Origin of the sequence: Mycoplasmoides pneumoniae FH, from assembly GCF_001272835.1 — a bacterium.
Lineage (GTDB): Bacteria > Bacillota_I > Bacilli_A > Mycoplasmatales > Mycoplasmoidaceae > Mycoplasmoides > Mycoplasmoides pneumoniae.
Genome location: NZ_CP010546.1, coordinates 77570 through 101952, shown reverse-complemented (window position 1 = coordinate 101952; position 24383 = coordinate 77570). Strand labels below are relative to the sequence as shown.

Sequence of the window (24383 nt, the reverse complement as noted above, 5' to 3'; positions counted from 1 at the left end):
CTCTAATTTTATTAGATCTAAATTCAGTTAATGTCCTCAACCTGTTTGGGATTAGGGTTTGCTTGCAGTGCTTGAATTTTGCCATCTGCCACATAAATGACTAAATCGGCTAGTTGGGCAATTAGGTTATTGTGCGTCACTATGACCATCGTGGTTTTATAGCGTTGTTTAATGGCTAAAAACTGTTTGAGCACAATTTGGGTCATTTCCAAATCCAAAGCCCCAGTTGGTTCATCACCAAAAATGAGTAAGGGATTTTTAGCAAACGCCCGTGCAATCGAGACCCGTTGTTGTTGTCCACCACTCAACTCGTTGGGGAGTTTCTTTTGGAGGTGTTTCATCCCTACTGCTTCTAACAGTTCATCAATGTTAATCCGCTTATCAGGGTTACGTTGCAAGTTAGCACCCACTTCAACGTTTTCCCTTACAGTTAGGTTGGGTAAAAGCCCGTACTGCTGGAAGATGTAACCGACATAGTTGCGGCGAAAGTTAGTTAACTGACGGTCGTTCATGCAAATCATTTCCTGACCATTAACGACAACAGATCCGCTTGATGGCCGGTCCATCCCGGAAATAATGTTGAGCAGGGTCGTTTTCCCCGAGCCAGAGGGACCTAAAATCACAATGAAATCATGGGCTTTGAGTTTGAGATCTATGCCCTTTAAAACGGCATTGGTAGTCACCCCATTAGTAATGTACTTGTAAACGTTTTTAAGTTCAATAATGTGTTCTTCATCAGGGGTAACAGACTCTTTTTTGGCGCGTGGTTCGTTTAACCAAGTCACCTTTTTGACCTCGTTCTTTAAAAAGAGGTGTTCGTGGTAATTGCGAAAACTGGCTAACAAACGTTGCTGTTTGTTTAGGGGTGGTTTGGTAGTAGCAATCTTGTTTAACAAATTCGTTAACTGGGTATTACGAGCGTTAATTAATTGCTCGGTTTTTTGCGTGAGGTGAGTTGGTAAATCCTCGCTGTAAGCGGTGTTCTTTTGCAGTTGGTCAAAGTAATCATGCAGTTCATTGACAGCTGTGTCTAAATCAAACTGCTTGGATTGTGCCTCCAAGCGGTGTTCATCCAAGAAGTTGTTAAAGGTCGCAATCACCGCTTCCACCTGTTCATCCAATAAGTTAAACAACAACACGTAAGAAAAATGTTGGGCACGAACAATAAAGAAGCGCTTTTGGGTTTGGTTTAAATCTTGAAGAAAAGTTTGCTTCCATTTCAAAAAGCGCTTGTACTCCGTTTTGGGGGTATACAAAATGGCATTCTTGTAATCCTTTTTGAGTTGCTTTAAACCCTTTTGCAAATATGCTTGGGCTTGGTTGAGGTAAGCATTGGATATCTGACGCAGTTCCATGGCATCAGTGGTAAATTTTGCAGTGGGCTTGGTTAAATCAGTGAGGGCAAAGTATCGCATTAGCTATTCTTAATCTCCTTGGCAATTTTGATTTTGTTCAACTCCAACCAATTCAACACAAAGGTAATTGATAACACCCCACTTAACACTAACATCGACAGAATGACCGTGGGGAAGTTTAATGTGGCTTCCAGTAAGATGGCAGCACTGGAGAAAATAACTTGATTGTGGAGTGCAATTAGATAAATCGAAATTGGGGTCGAAATTAACAAACCAAAGATAAATAACGGGAGGTAAATCGACAAGAAGGACAGCAAGATCTTCGGGTTGGAATAGCCCAATGCTTTTAAACGAATCGCAATCTTCTTCAATTCCTGAATTAGGGTAGTTGATACTAACAACACAATTAGCATAATAATCGGAATAATAATGCCAATGGCCGCTGTTTGGATTTGCTGGGTGGTGTTAGCAATGTTAGCAAACAAGGCATCGTTGGCCTGCACATTACTAATAAAGCTAATAGTGGAGTTGTATGGCAAACCATCATACACCCGCTCTAAGATGGTGGCGTATTCACCGGCTTTAGAGCTATCTAAATCACTGGTAATGCCCAGTGCCTTTTGTAAGCGCTCATAATTCATCTTGTTGTTTTGACTACTGTTATCCTTACCGTTAGCAGTAGCTTGAGCAGCGCGCTTTTGCACATCAGTTTTACTGTTAGTTTTACCACCTTCAATCGTTTTCTTAATTACTTCAGTAAGCACCGTGTTGTTAGCGGCAAAGCTACTGGTACCAGGGAATAAGCCAGATTCGGAAAAGAGGGAAGTAGACTGGGTAAAGGGCAAGATCGAATTGGCATAAAAGCTGTTAAAGGGTAACTGCTTTTCGATCCATTCATTGGGGTATTGCAATAGTGTTGCTGCCGTTTTGTAACTCGTGTAAAACTCCGGTTCGTGCACCGAATTGTTAATGCCAACAATGTTAAAGGTGGCAGTTAAAGTGGGATCTTGGTTAACTAACTTAGCATTCACTCGTTTGTAACCGTTGTGAATTTTGACATGGAGCTGACTACCTTCCTTTAAGCGGTACTTTTTAGCAGCTGAACTGTTGATAATAATACCGTTGGGTTTACTAAACAAGCGCTGGTTAATAATCTCGTCCTCATTGGTACGCAACACAGGACCCAAGTTGGTGTTATCCAGCTTTCAGTCTTTAATCCCCTTAATCTTAATCGCGTCATTGCCCAGTTGCGCTTGCAAGGTTAAAAAGCCAAACAGGGGCGCATCCTTTTGGTTGGCAATTGTTTCTTTAGGGAGACCGATCACGTTAAAGGCCAGCTTGTAATCTACCGGTGGTAAGGCGTTGTATTTACTGTAAAAACGCTTAATCTGATTCTGATTAGCAAAGTCAAAGTTATTGAGATCAACCGGATCTGCTTTGCCCCCTTCCTTGATTAGGTTAAACTGCTTGTACAAGAATTTAGCAAAATCATTGTCAAGCATTAACTGGTTACTTTGTCCTTGTTGGGCTTGGGGTGCTGCGGTACTTTTTTGTATTTTATTAACTGATTTGGTGTTGCCGTTTTTTAAAGCTTTACTACTGTCTATTTCGTATAAAAAACGCACAGTAACTTCATCCTTAGTTTGTTTAATGTACTTACCGCCCTCGTTAGGGTCAATTACAATAATCGCCTTTAAAAAGTTTTGGAAAGCCGTGTTGGAAGCGGATGCTTGATTGGCGGGCATTAATGTTTCACTCAGCTTCCACGGATTGGAAGAAACGTTACCAAAACCCAGTGAATAGTCCAAGCCAATTTTGGACTGAACAATGTTTTCTAAATAGTTAATGTCATTACTAAAACCGGTGGCATCAGTAACAAAGTTAATTACCTGTTGGTTTTTTCACTTTTTGGATTCGTCAACGCTTTGAATTTCCATCCTTCGGTTTGCTAATTTAACGGCATCGGTAGTACGATCATCCGTAGCGCCCAATTCGGCAAACAGCTGTCACTTGAGCAAGCCACTCTGCTCCGTTGGCGATGCTAGTTCAAACTCGTACTGGTGGTTCGATTGGGTTAAAGTAGTCTTTGTTTGTGCTACCTGAAAGGCATCCTTAGTGGCAAAACTAAGGTTTAGGATCATCATCGTTAGTGCACTCATTAAGGTTAAAAAGACCAGTTTCCACGGCGCATTAAAGGCTAAAGCGACACGAAATCTGGTCATAATACCAAACTTAGCAAACAGTCATTTAGCTCACAACCCTAAGTGCGATACCTTAAACTCACTGTCGTGTTTAAGAATCTTGACTACATCCTGCCTTAAGATCAGTCACCCCACAAACAGACTAATCCCACTCATCATAAGAACCACTAATAAGGCAAAGAAGAGTAACCCTAACACCGAGAAACTCGAAGTTTGCGTGGGGATAAACCAGTAGTTACTAAAGAGGTTAATGGCCACGTTTTGCATACTAATACCTAACGTATAACCAATAAAGGACCCCACTATCCCCGGGATTAAACTAAAGATTAACAGGCTTAAGTTAATCTTCCGGCCACTCACCCCATTAGCCTTTAAGATGCCGATTTGTTCCGTGTTCTTTTTGAGGTAACTAACCAAGATTAAAATGGTGACAAAGATGGCCACTAGTAAGATGGCAATTGTTAAGAAGGAAGAGACTAAGCTAATCGTGTTAATGAGGTTAGGAATAAAAACGGTTCGCGCTGCTAACAGGTTAAGGATGTTAGTGGTATCGGTATTACTGTAAGCGGCCTTGAGGTTCGGGGGTCAGGACATGTTTTTAACAGCCCACTGGTTAATTACATCAAGGTCATGGTTGAGGTTAGGTAACCGTGCTACTATGCCAGTTTCGGTGGGATTAGTTAAAAAGGAGCTAGCGGTACGTTCATAACCAGTTTGGTTGACATAATACAACTGCTCGTTAGCCGTATTGGGAATTAACAGTGATTCACTAAAGACGGGGTAGACAAAGTCTGGTGTAATTCCCACTCCCAAGATGAGGTACTCAATTTTGTCGACCAACATTTTGTACCGTTTATCAATCTTTTGGAATTCGCGTTCAAACTCATTGAAGGGTAAACGCTTAATCCGGTTTCAGTGGTTAATGTCCTGATACACCGCTTTGCCCTGTTGCTGTTCGTAACTCCAGTTACCCGGTGCTACTACCGTTTCATAGCTACTCGGGTCAAAGATTACCAGTTGCTTTTTGTTTGTACCTTCCATCCACTGCAACGTGAGTTTGCCGGCAATGTTAGTAAAGGTACTACCAGAATCAAACAGGTTTTTTAACTTACTAAATTGTTGACTACTTTGGGTTTGGGCAAGGGTGGTGGAACTATTCGTTTGCTTTAAAGCATCTTGAATTTCTTTAAGTAACTCAGTTTCACTACTACCAAAGTTGTTAGCGATCGCTTGCAAAAGTTGTTCGTAATTACCATTCTTTAGAGTAGTGGATAACTGATCTTTACCCTTAGCTTGCACCTGGGTAAACTGACTAACCAGCTCGTTAAATTCGACTTGGCGGGAACGTGCTAGTTGATGTCCGTCAAACAGAACGAGACGGTTAACTTGATCGGTCGGTTCAGAGGCTATGAGCTTCTTGAACACTCCTTGATCAGTAATGTTAATTGCCTTATAAGTGCGAAAGGTAGCCTTTAACTGTTCTAACTGTCCCGTAACTAATAACTCCTTATCGGTTTGTAATGCCCGGCTTAAATTGTTTGCGGCAATTAACTTGGACTGTTCTTCTATTTGGGTTTTCTTGGTTTGATCAGATTCACTGCCATAACTAAAAGTAACGGTAACTAAACTGTTATAAACATCCGGTTTTAGTTGCAGTGCGTTGTTAATAAATGAAGTCCGTGAGTCAGGTGTTAAGGTCAGAGTAAAACTGGAATTAGCGCCATTTGCTTTTTGGGCAGTTAAAGTACTTCGAGTACTAACACTAGGTTGGGCAGAACTAGTAGCATCATTACTCGTTTTTTGGAACTCGAGTTTACCAAAGTCATAGCGCTCGTTAATAATGGCGTTAGACAATTGTCCTTGTTCGGTAACGTGTTGAAAGGAAGCGTTAAAGTTATTAACGGTATTGTTTAATAACACGAAACTACCAACCGCGACAAAGATTAAAAAGGTAAGCGCAATTAAGGCAATCTTAGCGGTGCGAAAAGAGCGAAAAACGTTTTTAATTAAGTTGCGCACAAAAACTAGTTCATTAAAAGTGCGAGATTAAGTTTGGCTTCCCAATTGAACACAGTTAAACCTGTGGCTAGTTCAAGTTATTAACTTTACCTGGAATAGCGTACAACAACACTAAAGCTAACAGTAGCATAAAGAAGAGCATACTGAAAACAGCTAGCAAAACGGGTAACAAAATCGATTCCCTCTCTTGATTGACCTTTGGCTGTTTGGCTAGTTCTTTAGTTGACATCTACTAATTATAAATAGTAATAATTAGTAGCTTTTAGCACTATTTGGTCATTACTGTTGACCACACCGAGCTTGCTAATCGTAGCACTAGCATAGTTAACCGCTACCTTTAAACTACCCACTGGATCCTTATCTAACAGTAAGTTAGCTAGGAAAACACCCAGCAATGTATCTCCCGCTCCCGTAGTGGAAACTAACTGTTGGGGAGGAATCGCTTCCATAAATAACAGTTGCTGTTGATCAAAGAAGTAAGCACCCTGCGCGCCGTCTGACATTAATAAGTTCTGTGTAGTCTGAAACTGCTTTATTAACTGCACCAACTCTTGTTGGTCAACGTTACTGTTATTTGCATTAACCATTGCTACAAACTCATCACGGTTCGGTTTCATTAACCAGGGTTGGCGCTGGTTTAACAGTTGTAATAGTTGAGGTTCATCAACATCTAATACAACATACTTGGTTAAGCTAAAAGCAACATCTAACAACTTAACTAAATCGCGTTGTAAAAAACGGCCGTTCAACACCAACAGGTCATTGGGCTTAACGTTAGCCTTAAGGTAAGCAATCATTTCATGGACTGCTTGTTCCTCCATTAACGGGGTGACATCGTTAATTTCAGTTGTTTGGGCACCATCCAACAGCTTCACGTTAATCCGTGTTTGGGTAGTCGCTGGAAAGCTAACTAAGTCCAGTTGGTACGGTTTTAACAACTGCAAGAATAAATCTTTAGTAGGTTGACCCAAAAAGGTTAACACGGTTGGTTTGATGCCAAATAAAGCCATTACAATCGCCATGTTAATTCCCTTACCACCGGGTGTTAACACACCGCGTTGTTGTTTGTGTTTATCTAAGTAATAGTCAATCGCACAAGCATAGTTAACTATTCAAACTTTACTGTTGTGGTTAAGCATTGGTATTTACTAGTTGTTTTGTTTTTTTACGCACTACAAGCAGGTTATGACCAATAATAATGCCAGCACTAATGAAGCTGGATACTATTAGCGCTAGAAGTGCTAAGCCAACCCCAGCGCCGATTTGGAGTGTGTTGCCGGCAATGCCCTCTAAGTTAGTTTTCAATAAGGCAAAGACAAACACGCCACCATGAGGGGCACGAATCGTTAGCGCAAATGCTCCCGTTAAAACACCACACACAGCACCACCAATTAGGTTAGCAGCTAACATAATCTTAGGCCGTTTAGCAACAAAAGGAATCGCCCCTTCACTAATAAAACTTAATCCCATCACATAACAAGCATACGCTGCTGGTAATTCTTCCTTGTCAAAGCACTGCTTGCGAATGGTCGCAGCAATGGCAATACCCAATGGTGGCACCATCCCCGATAAGATAGCACTAGCCATTGCAACCGTACCACTGTTTTGGCTCTCTAGCGAAACTACCCCAAACACATAGGCCGCTTTGTTGACCGGTCCACCCAAGTCAAAGCACATCATGAGTCCAATCACTAAACCAAGTAAGGGAGCCAAATATGGTTTGTCCATAATTTGCAAGAACTTGGACAGACCATAGTTCAAGTAAATTAGGGGAATGTTAATGACTCAGAACAAGGCTGCTGTGACTAGCGTTCCTAGTAACGGAATAAAGAGAATGTTCTTAATGCCTTGTAATGCTTGCGGTAATTTTCTATAGATGTAACGTTGCTGCACAATAATTAACACTGCTGCCAACAAGCCTCCAAAAATGGCACCAAAGAAACCACTCGATACTTTTGATTCAGTCGCTCAATCAATTTTTCCAGTAACAATGTCAATGTTGAGTAAAAACTTACCAGCTGAAATTAACCCCACAATAAAGCCGGGCAGTAACCCTTGCCGGCCGACTAGAGCAAAGGCAATGTAAGCACTTAAAATGGGAACAATTAAACCAAACGACAACCCACCGAGTGTTTTAAACCAGTTAGCTATGGGATCTTTAGAGCCAAATTGTTTACCAGCATTGCCAGCATTATTAATGTCAATTAAAAAGGCAATTGCAATTAAGATGCCACCAAACACGACAAATGGCAGCATGTAAGAAACCCCACTTAAAATGGCGCGGTAAATCCGTTTGTGAAAGTCTTTAAACGAGAGCTGTTCAGTGGTTTCTTTGAGTTCCGTTTGACTAGCACTATCACTGGACTTATTACCGAGTAGTTTGCCTTCCTTCTTTACCACTTGGTCATAAACTGTTTGTGGTGTTTTAATTGCTTTGGTTGTGGACACTTCCACCACATTTGCGTGACCGTAAAAACGCGTTAAATCAATTAAGCGGTCACAGGCCAAAATAATGCCTTTGGTATTGTTTAAATCAGACTCGGTTAACTGGTTCTGAATCCCATCAGTTCCTTGAGTTTCGACCTTAACTTTGAGGTTGTGATCGCGGGCAAACTTTTCCAGCGCTTCCTTGGCCATAAAGGTGTGAGCAATCCCGGTGGGACACGCCGTTACCGCCACAAAGTCATACTGAGTGTTTGTGTCCTTTGGCTCTTCAGTCTGAGCTGCTGCTTCGTTAACAACAGGTTGACTTGCAACTGCAGTTTGTTGAAAACTGTCAATTAAATTAATCAACCCGTTAAAGCTGCGAATGTTGGGCACTTTGTTGGCAAACTCGTCCTGCAACATTAACTTGGAAAACTGCGAAATAAATTCCAAGTGGAGGTTGCCTTGATCTTTGGGTACGCCAATTAAAAAGATTAGTTTAACCGGTTGGTTGTCTAAGGATTGCCAGTCCACATTGTTGACCTTAAACACCGCCACAAACGGTTTTAACACGGTAGCACTTTGCATGTGGGGCAATGCCAGTTTTGACATAATTCCGGTGGTGATTTGTGCCTCCCTTTCTTTTAAAGCAGTGAGTGCTATTTGTTCTTCTTTAATGCAGTTTTTGGCCTGTAAAACACGACACGCTTGTTTTAAAAAGCTTGTTTTATCTTTAAAATCTTTAGCTGTTCAGTTAAAAAACAGCTCAGCGCTTAACAATGGCTTGAACATCCTAAAGTCAGAAAATCCAATATTTATAATAAATTTAGATTCCAGTTCCTGGGAGCGTACTCAAGTGGTTAAGAGGACACCCTGCTAAGGTGTTAGATCGTTCTACGGTGCGTGGGTTCGAATCCCACCGCTTCCGCCATAAAAATTTCTCAATATAAATTGTAAGCAGACCATCAGTGGTCTGCTTTTTTATTGCGCTTTTTGTTAACAAGAAAGAAACGGAATTTTTAGAAGAGCTCGCTTAATTCCGGAATTTGCTGTTGCAAACAATTTATAAAAATTTTTGCGTTTTCTTTTATTACTGAAGTGCAAAATTCTGTAAAAAAACCAAGCGACCTGAGGCTCGTTACACTGTGAGGTCTCGTCTTACTTGGTTATGTGTTGTTTGTGATTGAATGGTTTGTGATTGACTTCATTAGAGGTAGTGCGGCTTCCCTTTTAACTGAACAAACTAGTGCTGTTCCCCAGTACGGTGGTTGGTTCAGTTCTTTTTTTGTAGCGGACGCTGGTTTTATTCCAGGTCAAGCTACTAACTGAACTATTACCTTATTGAGGGCAGTTGGTTCGATCTTATGTGGGGTAATGGTGGTGAAGTTTGGTTACCGTCATGCAGTGATGATCATGATGGGACTCATGTGTGTTTGTTTTCCTTTCTTAATTATTGGTAGTCCGTTAGGTGGTCATAACGAGTTGACCTTGTTGCGACCGGCTTCAAGTGAAGTAATAAGTAAACTTACTAAAATTTCTTCCAGTTTACAACAAGGTCAACTGTTAGGTCCTGTTCAAGTGGGTAGTCAAACTATGTTGGCTGACGGCACTCCTGTTAGCTTAATTAAAGGAATTAACGGCAACGAAATTGGTACCAGTGCGTCAATGACTGGTTATGCGTTTTTCATTATTTTCCGTTCTACGATTGCTATTGGTGGTACGACCTTAATTGCTTATGCGCAACCAATTATTGCTTCCCTTTCTTCAAACCGCAAGAAATCGATTTTATCGAATGCTAACTTCTGAGGTTTTAACGTAGGACTTGTAATTGTGGCAGCACCTTTCTTAATTCCAGGTGTTGGCCGCTTTGCGACTGCTAACTGGGTTTGAGTTGTAACGTTCATGATCTTATTGGTGTTTGCGATGTTGTTAGTATTTGCTTGATTTGAAAAGAAGGTCGATCACATGTTGCCCCAAAAGCAATCAAAAACCAATCAAAGCTTGAGTGTGAGACCAAGTGCGTTATCAATTTTGAAACGCAAAACAACTTGGAAGCTGTTGGCAATAGCTGGTGTAGGTACAATTCTCTTAATTAACCCGTTAACCCAAACCTGGTTTAACAGCTTGTTAGCTATTTCAGGTGCTAAAAAAGCAATTATTCCAACTGCCCGTCCAATCTTATTAATTCTCTGGGTAATGGGTTACCTCTTGGGTTACTTCTTACTGTCACCGTTTAACAAAACAATTTATGACAAGAAGCGTTGGCTCCACTTTATCTTTACGGCCAACGCCGTGTTGGTGTTGTTAATAGTAATCTTTGCTGCAACGCTTGGTTTAAATACTGTGGTTGGCTTTACGTTTGTGGGTATCTTTACCTTTATTGCTGGTGGTTTTGGTTGAAGTTTAGGTAGCTCGATCTTGATTCTCCCTTACGAGTACAAGGAATACAAGCGCAACGAAGTTTCTATTATCTTTGGTTATGTGTGAGGCTTTGCTTACGTCTTCTACAGCATCTTTGACATTATTACGTCTGTCTTTTTAGATGCACCAAGAATTGCTACTGGTAATACAAGTGCCAATATTCTGCCAGGTGCCATTGCCGCTATTGTCTTGTTTGTATCACTCCTTCTAGTTATTAACTGGGTCATTATTTACCTCCCATCATCCTGAATTAAAAACGGTGATGAATGTGTAAGTGAAATGACAAAGAAGTGGAGAATAACGCAGTGACAGTTTGTGATTGCGAATAAAGCTAAAAACCGTTACGCGGATCTCTTAAAATAACTTAGATAAACCGCTAAAAGGAATAAAAGTCCAGGGCCAAACGGCTCTGGTCTTTTATTTTGTTAACAAAGATAAGCCTAAAAAACTAGCTTGTTTTTAGATAAGAGACAAAAGTCGACTTGAAACAATTTAAAAATAAATTAACTAAGGAGTCGTTGAGATTGTGCAAACGTCTGTAAAAAAGCCGAGTGATTTACGCCTTGTCATGTTGTGGGCAATTGTCTTGCTTGGTTATTTGTTGTTTGTCGTAGAGTGATTTGTAATTGACCGAATTGCTGGTAAGCCAGCTGGTATTTTAGATAGCAATACTAAGGTTTTACCTAACTATGATGGTTGGGTCAATTCCTTCTTTGCTAACAGTGCTGGATCAATTGCTGGTAGTGCCACCAACTGGAGTATTACCCTGCTACGTGCAGTCGGATCCGTATTGTGTGGAATAGTGGTCCTGAAGTTTGGTTACCGTTATGCGGTCATGATTATGATGGGGCTAATGTGTCTCTGTTTCCCCTTCTTAATTATTGGTGATCCATTAGGGGGAAATAACCAGTTAACTTTATTGCGACCACTTTCAAAGGAAGTAATGGGTAAACTTTCTAGTCTATCTTCGCAATTACATGAAGGTCAATTGTTGGGGCCTGTTATGGCAGAAGGCAAGACCATGTTAGCAGATGGTCAAACTATTGATTTAGTTCAAGGTTTAGATAAAAATTTAATTGGTACCAGTTCATCAATTGCTGGTTATGCGTTGTTTATTATTTTCCGTTCCACGATTGCTATTGGTGGTACAACTTTAGTAACTTACTCCCAACCGTTAATTGCTTCACTTTCAACGCAACGTCGTAAGTCAGTGTTATCCAACGCGAACCTCTGGGGCTTTAACAGTGGGATTGTAGTTGCTTTTGTACCGTTCTTATTCCAATCTGTTCAACAAGCTGGTACTAAGTACTGGGTCTTTATCCTAACTGCTTTAATCTTGATTGGTTTTGGCATTCTCTGTGTGTTTGCTTGGTTTGAAAAGCAAATGGATCCGTTTATGCCCCAAAAGCAAACCAAGGAACAAATGCAGTTGGGTAACCAACCAAGTGCTGGTGATATCTTAAAGCGAAAAGCGACCTGAAAGATGATCGGGATGTATGGCATCTGTTTGGTGGTGTTAGTAAACCCACTTACTGGTGGTTGATGAAACATTCTCCAAGCAGTGAGTCCAGCGAGTTCGTTTAATGTTAAAGATGGTGTTAAAACATTAAAACCACTAGAGGGTGCTGGTGGTTACTTTGCCGGTCTCCCAACCTTAGCAATCCTCTGGGTATTAGGTTATGGTATGGGTTACATGGTGTTTTCACCATTTAACAAAACGGTTTACGATCGCAAGCGTTGATTGAGCTTCATGTTCTTCATGAATGCCTTAATGGTGATTGTAATCGTATTGTTTGCAGCCACTCTAGGTGTGGGTACTGCTGTTGGCTTTGCCTTTGTGGCGATTGCAACCTTTATTGGTGGTTCGTTTGCTTGGAGTATGCAAAGTACCATTTTGATCCTCCCGCACGAATTCAAAGAGTACAAGCGTAGTGAAGTGTCCGTGTTGTTTGGTTACATCTGGGGCTTTGGTTATGTGATCTACACCGCCTTTGACATTACTAACTCAATGTTCTTAGAAGCACCGAAACTAGCAAACCCTGGAATGAAAGGAGTAAGCATCCTCCCAGGGGCAATTGCTGGTGTGGCGCTGTTTGCTGGTTTGTTGTTAGCAGCCATTGCGATTGTGGTAACACTGCCATCTTCGTATCTTAAGAATGGCGATGAACTGGTAAGTGAAATGACCAAAAAGTGGAAGTTAAACCAGTGACAGTTCTTGGTGGCAAGTAAGGAAAAGAACCGTTACGCGGACTTGTTGAAATAGTTAAAGTAAAGAAAATAAAAAGGGTTGTGTGGTTTGGCTGCACAGCCTTTTTTATTGTTTAGTTGTTTGTAAGTAAAAGTAGCGCTTTAACATCGTTTGGTATACCATCCATAAAAAGCAGCGGGTGTACCAAGAGAACCCACTAAAGTTAAAGTCACGGGTAACCGCTAGTTGTATCTGCTTTTCTTTAAGTTGCACCCGAAACTGTTGTCGCAATAAGTGCACTAGGGCAATTTCCTGAGCATTTAAACGAATTAAGTCTTTACAAATGTCCAATTCAGCACTAAAGCGCTTAATGTTTCAGGGAATACTCATTGAATTACCAGCACGCTTAAAGTGGTAGTTGCCACCAGACTGATTAACATGACGCACTTTTTTAGCGAGCTTTAAACTACTAGCCGTATACAAGGCATCCTGAAAACTCACCTTTTCTTTGAGCTTGGGCAACTTGTAAAACAGGTTGCGTTTCAAAAACTTACCTAGAGGAATACAAAACGGTGTTTGCTTTTGTAGTTCCCGGGTCATGTTTTTTCACCAAGTCGGGTAAGTGTGGATTTTCAGTTTAATCTTTTTTCAGCACTTAGTGTAGTCAAAAACTACTAAGTCATAATCCGCTTTTTCCACTAAATTAGCCAACTTGTTGAGTGTATTAGGTTTTAAGGTATCATCACTGTCTAAAACAGTAACCCAATCGCCGTTGGCCAAACGGTTTTCCTTGACATAGTTAATTACACTACCCCAATTTCCGTTTTTTTTGTAAAAGTACTTTAAAGTAAAGCTAACTTTTGCTTGAAATTTTTTGATAATTTGCCTAGTATTATCAATGGATCCATCATCAATCACAAGCACTTCTAACTCACATGCTGGTGTTTGGTTTGACACTAATGAACATAGTGCTTTCACAATTAAAGCACCACAGTTGTAAGTGGAGATAATAACAGAGATTTTCATCTACAGATGCGAGTACTTGTCAACAATCCCAGAGCGCAATATGACTATTACCTTTTAACGGGTTATTGTGCTGGCTTAGTCTTAAAAGGTAGTGAAGTCAAATCGCTAGCTTTAGGGCAAGGTAGCTTAAAGGAAGCCTATGTTTTTATTGACAAGCACGAGGTCTATATTAAAGATTTTAGCATTTCGCCCTATGCCTTTTCAGGCGAGTTCAACCACCCCTTCAAACGGGTGAAAAAGCTCCTTTTAAACCGGAATGAGATTAAACAAATTACGGCACGCCAAAAGCAAGAAGGACTTTCCATTATTCCACTTAAAGTGTTCTTTAAAAATGGCAAAATTAAAATGGAAATCTGGTTGGCCAAACCTAAGAAAAAATTTGATAAACGTGAAGCCATCAAAAGTAAAACGATCCAGCGCGAATTGCGCCAACAATATGGATCGCCATAACCACGTTGTTTTTAGCTTATCGAAAACCCACGACTTAGTTAGTCGTATTTGTCAGAAACTCAAAATGCCCATGGGGTTAATTACCCATAATGAGTTTGCTGATGGGGAGACCTACATCCGCTTTGAGGAGTCTGTGCGCAATAAGGATGTTTTTATCTTTCAGTCTACCTGTGCGCCAGTCAACGATTCCTTAATGGAATTGTTAATAGCAATTGATGCCTTAAAACGGGGTAGTGCAAAAAGTATTACCGCCATTTTGCCGTACTATGGTTATGCACGGCAAGATCGCAAAACAATGGGACGCGAACCGATAACTAGTAAATTAGTAGCGGATTTGTTAACCACGGCTGGGGTGAGCCGCGTAGCTTTAACCGACATCCACAGCGACCAAACCCAGGGTTTCTTTAATATACCCGTGGATACATTGCAAACCTACCACGTCTTTTTAACCCGCACTGTAGAGCTGTTAGGTAAAAAAGACCTTGTGGTGGTGTCCCCCGATTATGGCGGTGTAAAGCGGGCAAGGTTAATTGCAACATCTTTGGAACTACCGCTAGCGATTATTGACAAGCGTCGCCCAGCCCACAATGTAGCGGAATCAATTAATGTCTTGGGTGAAGTAGCGAACAAAAACTGTCTAATAGTGGACGACATGATTGACACCGGTGGTACGGTAATAGCAGCAGCTAAACTACTCCGGGAACACCATGCCAAAAAGGTCTGTGTCATGGCCACCCATGGTTTGTTTAACGGTGAAGCACCGCAACGCTTCCAAAAGGCCTTTAACGAAGGCTTAGTGGACTATTTGTTTGTCTCCAACTCCATTCCTCAAACTAAGTTTAACCAGTGTCCCCAGTTTCAGGTAATTGATCTAGCACCGTTATTTGAAGAGGTGTTATTGTGTTACGCTAATAACTCTTCCATTTCTGCCATTTATACGCGCCACATTGAATGGATAAAAAAACACGTCTAAAACTAGATGGGGTGATAGTGTGTGAGGGCAAAACTGACCAAGCTCGCTTACAACAGCTGTTTGATGTTAGTGTTATTACCACGAACGGTTCAGCTTTAAACCAAAGAACCATTAACCTGATTAAGGCTGTAGCTAAAAAACAACCGGTGATCCTCTTCTTGGACCCCGATGTTGCTGGTCAGAAAATTCGCCGGCAGTTAGAACAACACTTAGACAAGTATGAAAGTTGTTTTATAGCTCGGAAAGACATGAAACCCAACAGCACTAAAATTGGGGTAGCGGAAGCAACTGATGCAGCTTTAATCCAAGCGTTACAACAACGTCAGGTGTTCACTAAAACAACCCAACCCACTTTAAGCTGGGAACAATATTTGGAATTAAACCTCAACAGTAAAAGTAAACGGTTAGCGTTGTGTAACAAACTACACTTAAGCTACTTTAACCACAAGCAGCTCTTTCGCAAACTTAATTTACTCCAACTTACCTTTGACCAAGTATGCCAGCTCTTAAAGTAATTGCCACCCCCATTGGCAACATTGAGGAAGTTAGTCCGCGAGTTAAAGCGGCTTTAACCAAGTGTGAAGTGCTCTTTTGTGAGGACACCAGAGTAACCAAAAAACTCTTGGGCTTACTCGGCATTGACTTTTCAAATAAACAGTTCATTATTAACAACGAGTTTAAGGAAAAGCAAAACTTAAGTAAGGTAGCTAACTTAATCCACCAGTATCACTGTGGTTTGGTCAGTGATGCGGGTTATCCCTCAGTATCCGATCCCGGGCACATATTGGTGGAGTATGTCAGAACGCAACTACCCCAAATCGCAATAGAAGTAATTAATGGTCCTAGTGCGCTGGTTTGTGGTTTGGTAACCAGTGGCTTCCCCGAAAGTCCACTACTGTTCTTGGGCTTCTTGGACCACAAACCCACTCAAATAACCCAAACACTCAAACACTACCAAAACTTCCAAGGCACCATTGTTTTATTTGAAGCGGTACACCGTTTACAACAAACACTGGAAGTAATCCAAACGGTGTTTAGTAATACTGAAGTTTTTGTAGGGCGGGAACTGACCAAGCTCCACGAAAGCCACTACTGGTTTAATACAAGTGCACCGCTGCCAGACATTACTCTAAAGGGCGAGTTTGTGATTGTGATTAACAACCACCACACCCAACCGGTGGGGCAATATTCCGACCAACTCTTAAAACAAGAAATTACCCAATTAGTCCAAATGGGCGTTAAGGTTAAGGATGCTTGTCATTATTTAGCTAAACGATTGCAATTAAAATCAAATAAGCTCTACACCTTATTCCATGAAAGTGATTAAGAAGCTCAATCTGCTCAATGAACTAACGATGCTGGTGTGCATCTTCTTCTTTGTGTGCACTATCTCCCTAATTGGCATTGGCATTATGTATGACCTCATTAACAGAACTTCATTGAGTGCACCACGTCGTGATCCGATTTTTCGGAACCTCAACACAGTCTTAATTGTTTTAGGGGTGTTAGAAATCCTTTTAATGGTGGCCCAATTAGTTATGTCCAATATGGCAGCCAACATTATTAACGAGGTTGCCGAAAACGTCGAGCAAAAGTTTGCTAAAGCCTTGAAATGATCACGTTTTCTGCCCTTTGGTTTGCTCCAACTTTACTGTTACCATAAGATTAAATTGGTAACCCAAACCGATAATATATAATTGACCCAACTCCACGTGCGCAAGAAGATTATCTTTGTTTGCCAAGACTGTTTAAGTAGAAACTATGTAATGTCTTGGTCGAAGCAGGTTCTTAATCGTCTTATAATTAATAAGTATTGCAAGCACTGCAACCAAAAAACCAAGCACCTCGATTCCTTTTAAGCTTCATGGAAAAAAAGAAACTCCCTTTTGGTTTAAAGAACAAGGAAAAACTCACCGCCTACAACGATGAGAAGATCCACGAGTTACACCGTCAACTAAAGGCCAAAATAGAAGCCAAGAAGGCCAAAGAGAAACAAGACAGTAAAACTAAAGACACAGATAAAAAAGTGGACCAAACCCCAAAGGTTAAGGTGCCTTTTACCAAGAAGTTTTCGAACCTGTGGTTTGGGATTGACAAAGAGGTTAACAAGATTGTCTGGGTAACAAGCAAGAAATTAATTACGATCTTTTTGTTAATTGTTTTAGTTAGTGCCATTATGATAGGGATCTACTTTGGCATTAACCACCTCTTTATTGCGCTTGGAGTTTTTAAAGGTAAATAATTAGTTTATGGAACAAGTGGAATTAATCCCGCAATGATACGTTGCCCCTGTAAGTGTTAAGGATGAAGCAGTTGTGCGAAACCTCAAAGCTAAGGTAAAAGCTTTGGGATTTGACAACGAAATCTTAGATGTAAGGGTTTTGAAAGAACGCGAAGTCATCGAAGAAGTCTTTTCCTTAAAATCCGGCAAGCTGCCCCGTTCATTAAAGAACACCGCTTTTACAAAGTGATTTGTGTTAGATGAAGACCGTTATTTAAAGGTGAAGATTAGCGAGAAGAATTTACTAGGTCGTTACATCTACATTAAGATGATCTACAGTGAAGATGCATGACGCATTATCCGTAACTTCCCTGGTATTACTGGAATTGTTGGTTCCTCTGGTCGCGGTGCGTTACCAACTCCTTTAGACCAAGCCGATGCTGATAACCTCGAACAAATGCTTAAGGGTATTTCGGTCAATCCGAAAAAGCGGGTGTTAGTGACCAACACTGCCATTGTGGAAATGGATGCAGACAAGTTTGACGAAAAGTTTCAGTACATTCTCAAGCACAAACAAGTTAAACCCGAAGCAATTGCCCAAGTTAACGAATCTGGTGAAATCATTGATACTAACCAGTTTGCGCAAGCTCTAATGGAAGCTAATAAGGCCGAACAAGACGAATGAAACGAGGATGTAGCGATTGTTAAAAGTGAAGCTAACAAGGTTGACCCATCAGTGTTAATTCCTTACTTGGGTAAATACGAAATTGTCGAAGGTGACACTAAGGTCGATCAACTGCAACAATTTAGTGTTGGTAACTTAGTGGAAGTCCACTTAACTGGTGCGATTCACATTCAAGGTCAAATTAAGGCTCTATACCAAGGAACAATTAACAAAGCGGTAGTGGAAGTCGAATTAACCACCAAAACGCAGTTAATTAACTTGCCTTTAGAAAACCTAAGCTTTATCGAGGTTGAGCAATCGCACTAGGAACTCGTGCATCTTTTTCGCTTCGTGTTTTAAAGCTGCTAAGTAACCTTTAGATAGGTTAAAGTACAGCTTTAACTTCGGTTCTGTACCGGAAATGCGGAACTTAATCCAGTTACCGTTTTCCAAGACATATTCGACTAGGTTAATGTCGACATAGTTTTTAATCTTGGTAATCTTGTGTCCCACAACCTCTTTAATGGTAGCTGTGGTTAACTGGTGTAATACCTGTTCCATTTTTTCCTTCCAGTTAACTCCGTGAATGGTGTGTGGTACCGTTCAGTTATAGTAATCACCAAATTCACCGAAGATCTCACCACGGTAGAACTCTAGTAAGCTAATTCCTTTATTATGACAGTAGCGCGCAATTTCAAGCATGATGGCCGCTGCTTGAAAGGAATCCTTTTCGCGGTTCAAACCATCACTAGCCATCATACCAATCGCTTCTTCAAAGGCCACTACTAGTTCATTGTCTTTGGAGAAGTGATCAACAGCTTGACCAATAAACTTAAAGCCGACATTTGTGCGCTTGACAAAAGCCCCGTACTTCTTGGCAATCTTATCCACTAGATCAGTAGAGACTACCGTCGTTACAATGTAAGGTTGACGCTTAAACTGCTTGTGTTTGAGCTTATAGTAAGCCACCATAACTCCTGACTCGTTCCCGGAGAAGTAGTGCCAGTCTTGGGTTTGCGGATTTCATTCGGCAATCGCAAAGCGATCAGCATCCGGATCAATTGCCATCATTAACTTGGCCTTAGTGTTGGATGCATACTGTCGCGCTAACTCTCAGGTATCCTTACTTTCGGGGTTGAGGTGGTCAGCATTAGCAAAGTTAGCGTCAAACACGTTTTGTGGTTGGACACTAATAATGTTGCTGTAACCCAAATAGGTTAAAAACCTTGGTAACAACTTCACCGAAGTACCATGTAACCCGGTAAAGACCACCGGGAGGTTTTTAAAGCTGTCGTTGTCCACTACTAGGCTTTCCTTAAGATCATCAAAGTAGTTTTTGTAGACCACTTCGTTATCCAAAAAGTGTAACAGCTCGTTGTTACCACGTGGTTCGAAATCTAACATTGTTACCACTGGGGGTAACATTGCGATTAATTGATCAGTTTGGAAGTCTAGTAACTGCGCGCCATGACCATCGTAAATCTTAAAGCCATTATCGGTTTTAGGATTATGACTAGCAGTGACATTCACCCCACCATCAAAGTGGTACTTCTTAATCACATAAGATACTAATGGTGTTGGTGTTGGTTCATTGTTATCAAACATATAGACCACATGACCCATGGAGGTAATCACATCACACACAATGCCATTAAACAATGCCCCGTGTTTTCTAGTGTCTCTGGCTACTAAAAAGCGTAATGGTTTTTTAGTTGGGTTTAACGACTGGATGTAGTTGACATAACCCTGGGTTAAGTAAGCATAGGAAAACACATTCATCCCATGGTACCCCGGTGCCATTTTGCCCCGTACCCCAGCAGTGCCAAAACTCGGTTTCTTTAAGCTAAAGAAGTGCTCGATTTCCTCAGCACTCATAGCCGTAATGACCTCCTTTAAGTTGGGTTTTACCCGCGGATGGCTTAGCCACCTTTGAGCTTCCAAGTATGCGTTACTGTTCATATGATCGAAAACCTCCCTTTAAAATTTCGGGAATAGTAAATTGTTTAAAGCTCTTGTCCTTCTCAATGCAGAATAACTGGGTCTTATCAGTGGCAAACTCAAAGATGTTTTGCCGACACATGCCACAAGGTGAATTGGTTGGAGTTTTAGTGTCAAAGTACACAAAGACATAATCAATTGTGGCCTTGCCGATACTAGTGACCATGTTAGCAATCGCACTACGTTCCGCACACAGGGTTACTGGGTAAGAAGCGTTTTCAATATTGACTCCATAAAATGCCTGGTTATTGGCCACCAACATACAAGCTACCTTAAACTTTGAAAAAGGCGTGTAGGCATGATTGACCACCTCCTGTAACTTGTGGTGGACTCAATCTAAATCAACTTTCATTGAGGTTTATTTACTGCTTAATAATAATGGTGTGCTGCGCAGCTTCTATGTGGGCAGGCGTAATTGGTTTGGAGCTGTAAAGTTCTAAGACTGTGTCCCCAGCTTTTACCACTTCGTTAGCTTGTTTCACTAACTTAATCCCCGCCATTGGGTCAATCAGATCTGTTTTAACCATTCGACCAGCACCTAAGCTAATCGAGACCATGGCTAAATCCACCGGACTGGTATAGCTCAAAGTACCACTTTGAGATGCTAACACTGGCGCTTTATACTGGGGATTAAACAGCTCTTTTAAATCCAAAAAACGTTCCCGACTACTACCTTGCAGCTCAATAAATTTTAAAAAACGCTGCCATGGTTTTTCGCCCTCTAATGTAGCGTGGTAAAGTGCTACAGCTGCCCGTTTGTTTGGTGCACGTTTTGTTTCTATAAGGATTTCAGTGACTATTTGCTCCATCAACTGAATAAAGTCAGCACCCACTTCAGTTCAATTCCGTTTTAAGAAGTGCACTACTTCCAAGACCTCTAACGCATTACCAATCGTTTTACCCAAAACCTGGTTCATGTCACTTAGTTTAATGTAGAGTTTGCGCTTAAACTGCTTGGCAATACTGTACATGTACTGCGCTAGCTCTTTAGCCATCGTCTTCGTTTTACAGAAAGCGCCCTTACCGTACTTAAGGTCAATGAAGATGTAGTCGTTGTTAATTGCCAACTTCTTCGACATGACACTGGAAGCAATTAAGGGCAGACTGTCCACAGTTGCCGTAGTATCGCGTAGTGCATACAACACCTTGTCTACGGGAGCAATGCCCTCACTTTGACCAATAATAAAGCAGTCATTTTGGTCTAGTAAGTTCTGCGCCTCTGTTGGTGTAAAATCTGTTTTTACTCCCACTGCTTCCAATTTGTCAATTGTGCCACCAGTGTAGCCCAAACCACGACCCGACAGTTTTGCGACACTGTAATCTAAGGCAGTTAAGATTGGAATTAAAGCAATGGAAACCTTGTCACCAATACCACCAGTGGAGTGTTTGTCAACACTTAACTTGCTGTGGTGGTTAAAGTGGAGGCTCTCTCCTGATTTCACCATCGCTTTGGTGAGACAAAACAACTCCTTGGAATTCATCCCCTGAAATCACACTGCCATTAAAAAGGCACTGACCTGATAATCGGCCAAGCTTTTGTTATTAACGGAATGGACAAACCAGTTAATTTCTGTTTCCGTTAACGCCTTGCCGCGTTGCTTTTTACTAATAAGGTTAACGATGTTCATGGCTTTCTAGTTTGTGCAATTCTTCCATAATCTTGACCGCATTGGAAGTGCCAATCCGACTAACTCCAGCATTAAAGAAGTCAAGGAATTGCTGCGCTGTTTGAACCCCACCCGATGCTTTGATCTTAATGAGATTACCACTAGCTTCGCGCATAATTGTGATATCTTCCAATGATGCACCACGCATGGAAAACCCGGTAGAAGTTTTGACAAAGTCAGCGTTACCATCAATACAGACATTAACGGCATCACGAATTTCGTCCTGGTTTAACAAAGCCGTTTCAATAATGACTTTGAGCGTTCGCTTACCACAAACCTTTTTGACTGCCCTTATTTCACTAATGACACAGGCACAGCGCTTTTTGAACTCGGCAATGTTCATTACCATGTCAATTTCATCCGCACCTTCCTTAATGGCAATCTTAGTTTCATACACCTTCTGGCGTTGTGTTGTTTGTCCTAAGGGAAAACCAACGACAGTGCACAGTTTCACCCCCGTACCCTTAAGGATATTTTTGGCATACCGCACATAGCTAGGATTGACACAAACTGCGTAAAACTGGTACTTATGAGCATCAGCACATAAAGCATCAATTTCGTGGGGTAAGGTATCAGCTTTAAGTAGTGTACTGTCAATAATGCGGTTGTATTCTAATTTCATTGTTTAAACGAGTTGGCTAGCCATTTCCAAGGATAAGATAGCCATGTTCTTAAAGGTGGCTTGGCGTTGTTCCGCTGGTAGAGCAGCATGGGTTACCAAAGAATCGGACACCGTGAGCATCGTTAACGCTTGCTTGTTGAGCAGCATGGCATTAGCGTACAGAGCATGCGCTTCCATTTCCACTGCTAAAGCGTGTTTTTCTTGTGCTAGCTTTAACACGTCTTTCCTGGTTTGGTGGAAGGCATCCTCACAGAACACCAAGCCCTCATGGAAGGCCAGTTGAAGTTGGTTAGCGGTCTTTTTAGCTAACTCTACTAGTTGCGGGGAGGCCATTAAGATCTTGTCTGCTGGCACTTCCACACCCATGTCGTTAGCGTAAATCGACTCACTCCAAGCCTTAGCGGCAATAATGAGGTCCTGGAGGTTTAAGGAATCTTGCAACGCCCCGCAACTACCAATTCGGATAATGGTATTAACCTCATAGAACTTCATCAGTTCATAAGAATAAATCCCAATTGAGGGAATCCCCATGCCATGGCCCATAATGGTAATGGTCTTACCCTTATACTGACCGGTAAAAGCTAACATGCCCCGCACTTCGTTGACGAGCCGGGGCTTTTCCATAAATTGTTCCGCAATCCACTTAGCACGTAAGGGATCACCGGGCATTAAAACAACCTTAGCAATGTCATCTTTTTTTGCGTTTATGTGCGGTGTCATGAAACTAGCTTTATCTATACGTAGAAATAATAAAAAAATAAATAATTAAAGCACCATGTTTAAGTCAATGATCTCGAGCATCGTTATGCGCTCGATGCAAAAAAAGATCAACGCGCAAACGATCAGTGAAACCGATGTCCAAGCCGTTTTAAAGGAAATTCGGATTGCTCTTTTAGACGCTGACGTGAACCTGTTGGTGGTCAAAAACTTCATTAAGGCGATTCGCGAACAAACCGTTGGTCAAACCGTAGAACCCGGTCAGGACTTACAGAAGTGACTGCTCAAAGTAATTAAACAAGAGTTAATCAACATTTTGAGCCAACCCAACCAAGAAATCACTAGTAAACGTCCACTTAAGGTAATGGTAGTCGGTTTACAGGGTTCAGGTAAAACCACTACCTGTGGGAAGTTAGCGGTGTGACTGAAAAAACAGTTTCAACAAAAAGCGATGTTAGTGGCACTAGACATCTACCGCCCCGCTGCGATTGACCAGTTAGCGACCCTAGCCGAACAAACCGAGTCTGTCTTCTTTGCCAAGGGTACCCAAGCCCCCGACCAAACCACCAAGGAGGCCGTTAAGACCTTTAAGGAAAGCGGTTGTCAAGCAATAATCTGTGACACGGCGGGACGGTTACAAACTAATCAGGAATTAATGGATGAGTTGGTAGCAATTAAAAACGAACTCCACCCCGATGAAATCCTAATGGTGGTCGATGGTTTAAGTGGCCAGGAAATTATTAATGTTGCCAAGGAGTTTCATAACCGTTTAAAACTCACCGGTTTTATTATTACCAAGCTTGACAGTGATGCCCGCGCTGGAGCGGCTTTGTCCTTAACGAGTTTGTTGGAAGTTCCGATTAAACTAATGGGGACATCAGAAAAACTCACAGGTCTAGAACAATTTCACCCAGAACGGATTGCCAGTCGGATCTTGGGTTTAGGGGATGTGATGACCTTAGTGGAAAAAGTGGAAGAAGTATTTGACAAACAGAGCTTAACCAAAACAGTTAGCAAGATGTTCTTGGGCAAGATGGACCTGGAAGATCTGTTGCTTTACATGGAACAGATGAACCAAATGGGTTCTGTTAGTAGTATTGTCAAGATGCTCCCGGGTAACTTAACGGTATCGGATGATCATGTAGAGAGCATTGAAGCCAAGGTTAAACTGTGAAAGGTATTAATTAACTCAATGACGCGTGAAGAACGCCGGCACCCCAAATTAATTAATCGTGACCCATCGCGAAAACAACGCATCATTAAGGGTTCGGGACGTAAAATGGATGAACTCAATAAGCTAATGAAGGAGTGGAGTAAACTGCAAACGAAAACAGCAGAAATGGGCCGGATGCTGAAAGGTGGTAAAAATCCCTTTAGTGGCTTTGGTGGACTTGGTGGCTTAGGTTTTTAAGCGAACATTGCTTTTTTATCTTTTTG

At 41.4% G+C, this 24383-nt stretch carries 22 protein-coding genes and 1 tRNA gene; 12 read left to right on the top strand and 11 right to left on the bottom strand.

Features of this window, described 5'->3' with window-relative positions; genetic code table 4:
- Positions 1–17: 17 nt before the first annotated feature.
- From F539_RS00445 to F539_RS00430, 5 genes are all read right to left on the bottom strand, one after another.
- On the bottom strand, positions 18–1415 hold the full coding sequence (locus tag F539_RS00445; protein WP_010874438.1) for an ABC transporter ATP-binding protein: 1398 nt from the start codon (positions 1413–1415) through the stop codon (positions 18–20).
- Positions 1415–5575: an ABC transporter permease gene (locus F539_RS00440; RefSeq protein WP_014325326.1), complete on the bottom strand. Its 4161-nt coding sequence runs from the start codon at positions 5573–5575 to the stop codon at positions 1415–1417. The genes F539_RS00445 and F539_RS00440 overlap by 1 nt, the downstream gene beginning before the upstream one ends.
- A 67-nt stretch (positions 5576–5642) precedes the next feature.
- Positions 5643–5804 (bottom strand): hypothetical protein, encoded by a 162-nt coding sequence (locus F539_RS04225; protein WP_014574865.1) that lies wholly within the window; start codon positions 5802–5804, stop codon positions 5643–5645.
- A gap of 7 nt (positions 5805–5811) precedes the next feature.
- Positions 5812–6714, bottom strand: a complete 903-nt coding sequence (locus F539_RS00435) for a 1-phosphofructokinase (protein WP_014325325.1) — start codon at positions 6712–6714, stop codon at positions 5812–5814.
- Entirely contained in the window at positions 6707–8791 is a 2085-nt protein-coding gene (locus tag F539_RS00430; protein ID WP_014325324.1) for a fructose-specific PTS transporter subunit EIIC, read from the bottom strand. Before F539_RS00430 ends, F539_RS00435 begins: the two co-directional genes overlap by 8 nt.
- A gap of 50 nt (positions 8792–8841) precedes the next feature.
- On the opposite strand from F539_RS00430, the gene F539_RS00425 reads away from it, so the two are divergent.
- The 3 genes from F539_RS00425 to F539_RS00415 all read left to right on the top strand — a co-directional run bounded on the left by F539_RS00425 (position 8842) and on the right by F539_RS00415 (position 12683).
- Positions 8842–8930: transfer RNA gene (locus tag F539_RS00425), tRNA-Ser, on the top strand.
- Positions 8931–9142: 212 nt separating this feature from the next.
- Complete coding sequence (locus F539_RS00420; RefSeq protein WP_014325323.1) at positions 9143–10783, top strand: MFS transporter; 1641 nt, start codon at positions 9143–9145, stop codon at positions 10781–10783.
- 205 nt (positions 10784–10988) lie between these two features.
- The gene (locus tag F539_RS00415; protein WP_010874433.1) at positions 10989–12683 is read left to right on the top strand and encodes an MFS transporter; all 1695 of its coding nucleotides are present in this window, start codon (positions 10989–10991) and stop codon (positions 12681–12683) included.
- 51 nt (positions 12684–12734) lie between these two features.
- On the opposite strand, the gene F539_RS00410 is transcribed toward F539_RS00415, so the two are convergent.
- On the bottom strand, positions 12735–13634 hold the full coding sequence (locus tag F539_RS00410; protein WP_053344053.1) for a glycosyltransferase family 2 protein: 900 nt from the start codon (positions 13632–13634) through the stop codon (positions 12735–12737).
- A gap of 6 nt (positions 13635–13640) precedes the next feature.
- On the opposite strand from F539_RS00410, the gene smpB reads away from it, so the two are divergent.
- Genes smpB through nusG form a run of 8 tightly spaced genes read left to right on the top strand, consistent with a single transcriptional unit; the run spans position 13641 to position 18269 of the window.
- Positions 13641–14084, top strand: a complete 444-nt coding sequence (gene smpB, locus F539_RS04385; protein ID WP_010874431.1) for an SsrA-binding protein — start codon at positions 13641–13643, stop codon at positions 14082–14084.
- Positions 14071–15057 carry a ribose-phosphate diphosphokinase gene (gene prs / locus F539_RS00400; RefSeq protein WP_014574862.1) on the top strand — a complete coding sequence of 329 codons (987 nt, stop codon included), beginning with the start codon at positions 14071–14073 and terminating at the stop codon, positions 15055–15057. The genes smpB and prs overlap by 14 nt, the downstream gene beginning before the upstream one ends.
- Positions 15036–15572 carry a ribonuclease M5 gene (gene rnmV, locus F539_RS00395; RefSeq protein WP_010874429.1) on the top strand — a complete coding sequence of 179 codons (537 nt, stop codon included), beginning with the start codon at positions 15036–15038 and terminating at the stop codon, positions 15570–15572. Before prs ends, rnmV begins: the two co-directional genes overlap by 22 nt.
- Positions 15554–16384: a 16S rRNA (cytidine(1402)-2'-O)-methyltransferase gene (rsmI, locus tag F539_RS00390; protein ID WP_014325321.1), complete on the top strand. Its 831-nt coding sequence runs from the start codon at positions 15554–15556 to the stop codon at positions 16382–16384. The genes rnmV and rsmI overlap by 19 nt, the downstream gene beginning before the upstream one ends.
- Positions 16371–16754 carry an MPN070 family protein gene (locus F539_RS00385; RefSeq protein WP_010874427.1) on the top strand — a complete coding sequence of 128 codons (384 nt, stop codon included), beginning with the start codon at positions 16371–16373 and terminating at the stop codon, positions 16752–16754. Before rsmI ends, F539_RS00385 begins: the two co-directional genes overlap by 14 nt.
- 15 nt (positions 16755–16769) lie before the next feature.
- On the top strand, positions 16770–16916 hold the full coding sequence (gene rpmG, locus F539_RS00380; protein ID WP_010874426.1) for a 50S ribosomal protein L33: 147 nt from the start codon (positions 16770–16772) through the stop codon (positions 16914–16916).
- A 5-nt stretch (positions 16917–16921) separates the two neighbouring features.
- A complete protein-coding gene (gene secE / locus F539_RS00375; protein WP_010874425.1) occupies positions 16922–17299 on the top strand; it encodes a preprotein translocase subunit SecE in 378 nt (125 codons plus the stop codon).
- Positions 17300–17306: 7 nt separating this feature from the next.
- Positions 17307–18269: a transcription termination/antitermination protein NusG gene (gene nusG, locus F539_RS00370; RefSeq protein ID WP_014325320.1), complete on the top strand. Its 963-nt coding sequence runs from the start codon at positions 17307–17309 to the stop codon at positions 18267–18269.
- Here the strand turns inward: nusG and F539_RS00365 are convergent.
- Genes F539_RS00365 through deoD form a run of 5 tightly spaced genes read right to left on the bottom strand, consistent with a single transcriptional unit; the run spans position 18237 to position 22949 of the window.
- Positions 18237–19901, bottom strand: a complete 1665-nt coding sequence (locus F539_RS00365; RefSeq protein WP_014325319.1) for a phospho-sugar mutase — start codon at positions 19899–19901, stop codon at positions 18237–18239. The genes nusG and F539_RS00365 overlap by 33 nt on opposite strands.
- On the bottom strand, positions 19891–20292 hold the full coding sequence (gene cdd, locus F539_RS00360; protein WP_010874422.1) for a cytidine deaminase: 402 nt from the start codon (positions 20290–20292) through the stop codon (positions 19891–19893). The genes F539_RS00365 and cdd overlap by 11 nt, the downstream gene beginning before the upstream one ends.
- Positions 20293–20302: 10 nt before the next feature.
- Positions 20303–21568, bottom strand: a complete 1266-nt coding sequence (locus F539_RS00355; RefSeq protein WP_014325318.1) for a thymidine phosphorylase — start codon at positions 21566–21568, stop codon at positions 20303–20305.
- The gene (deoC, locus tag F539_RS00350; RefSeq protein WP_010874420.1) at positions 21555–22229 is read right to left on the bottom strand and encodes a deoxyribose-phosphate aldolase; all 675 of its coding nucleotides are present in this window, start codon (positions 22227–22229) and stop codon (positions 21555–21557) included. The genes F539_RS00355 and deoC overlap by 14 nt, the downstream gene beginning before the upstream one ends.
- Positions 22230–22232: 3 nt before the next feature.
- Positions 22233–22949 (bottom strand): purine-nucleoside phosphorylase, encoded by a 717-nt coding sequence (deoD, locus tag F539_RS00345; RefSeq protein ID WP_014325316.1) that lies wholly within the window; start codon positions 22947–22949, stop codon positions 22233–22235.
- A gap of 55 nt (positions 22950–23004) precedes the next feature.
- On the opposite strand from deoD, the gene ffh reads away from it, so the two are divergent.
- The gene (gene ffh / locus F539_RS00340) at positions 23005–24357 is read left to right on the top strand and encodes a signal recognition particle protein (protein ID WP_014325315.1); all 1353 of its coding nucleotides are present in this window, start codon (positions 23005–23007) and stop codon (positions 24355–24357) included.
- Positions 24358–24383: the final 26 nt, after the last annotated feature.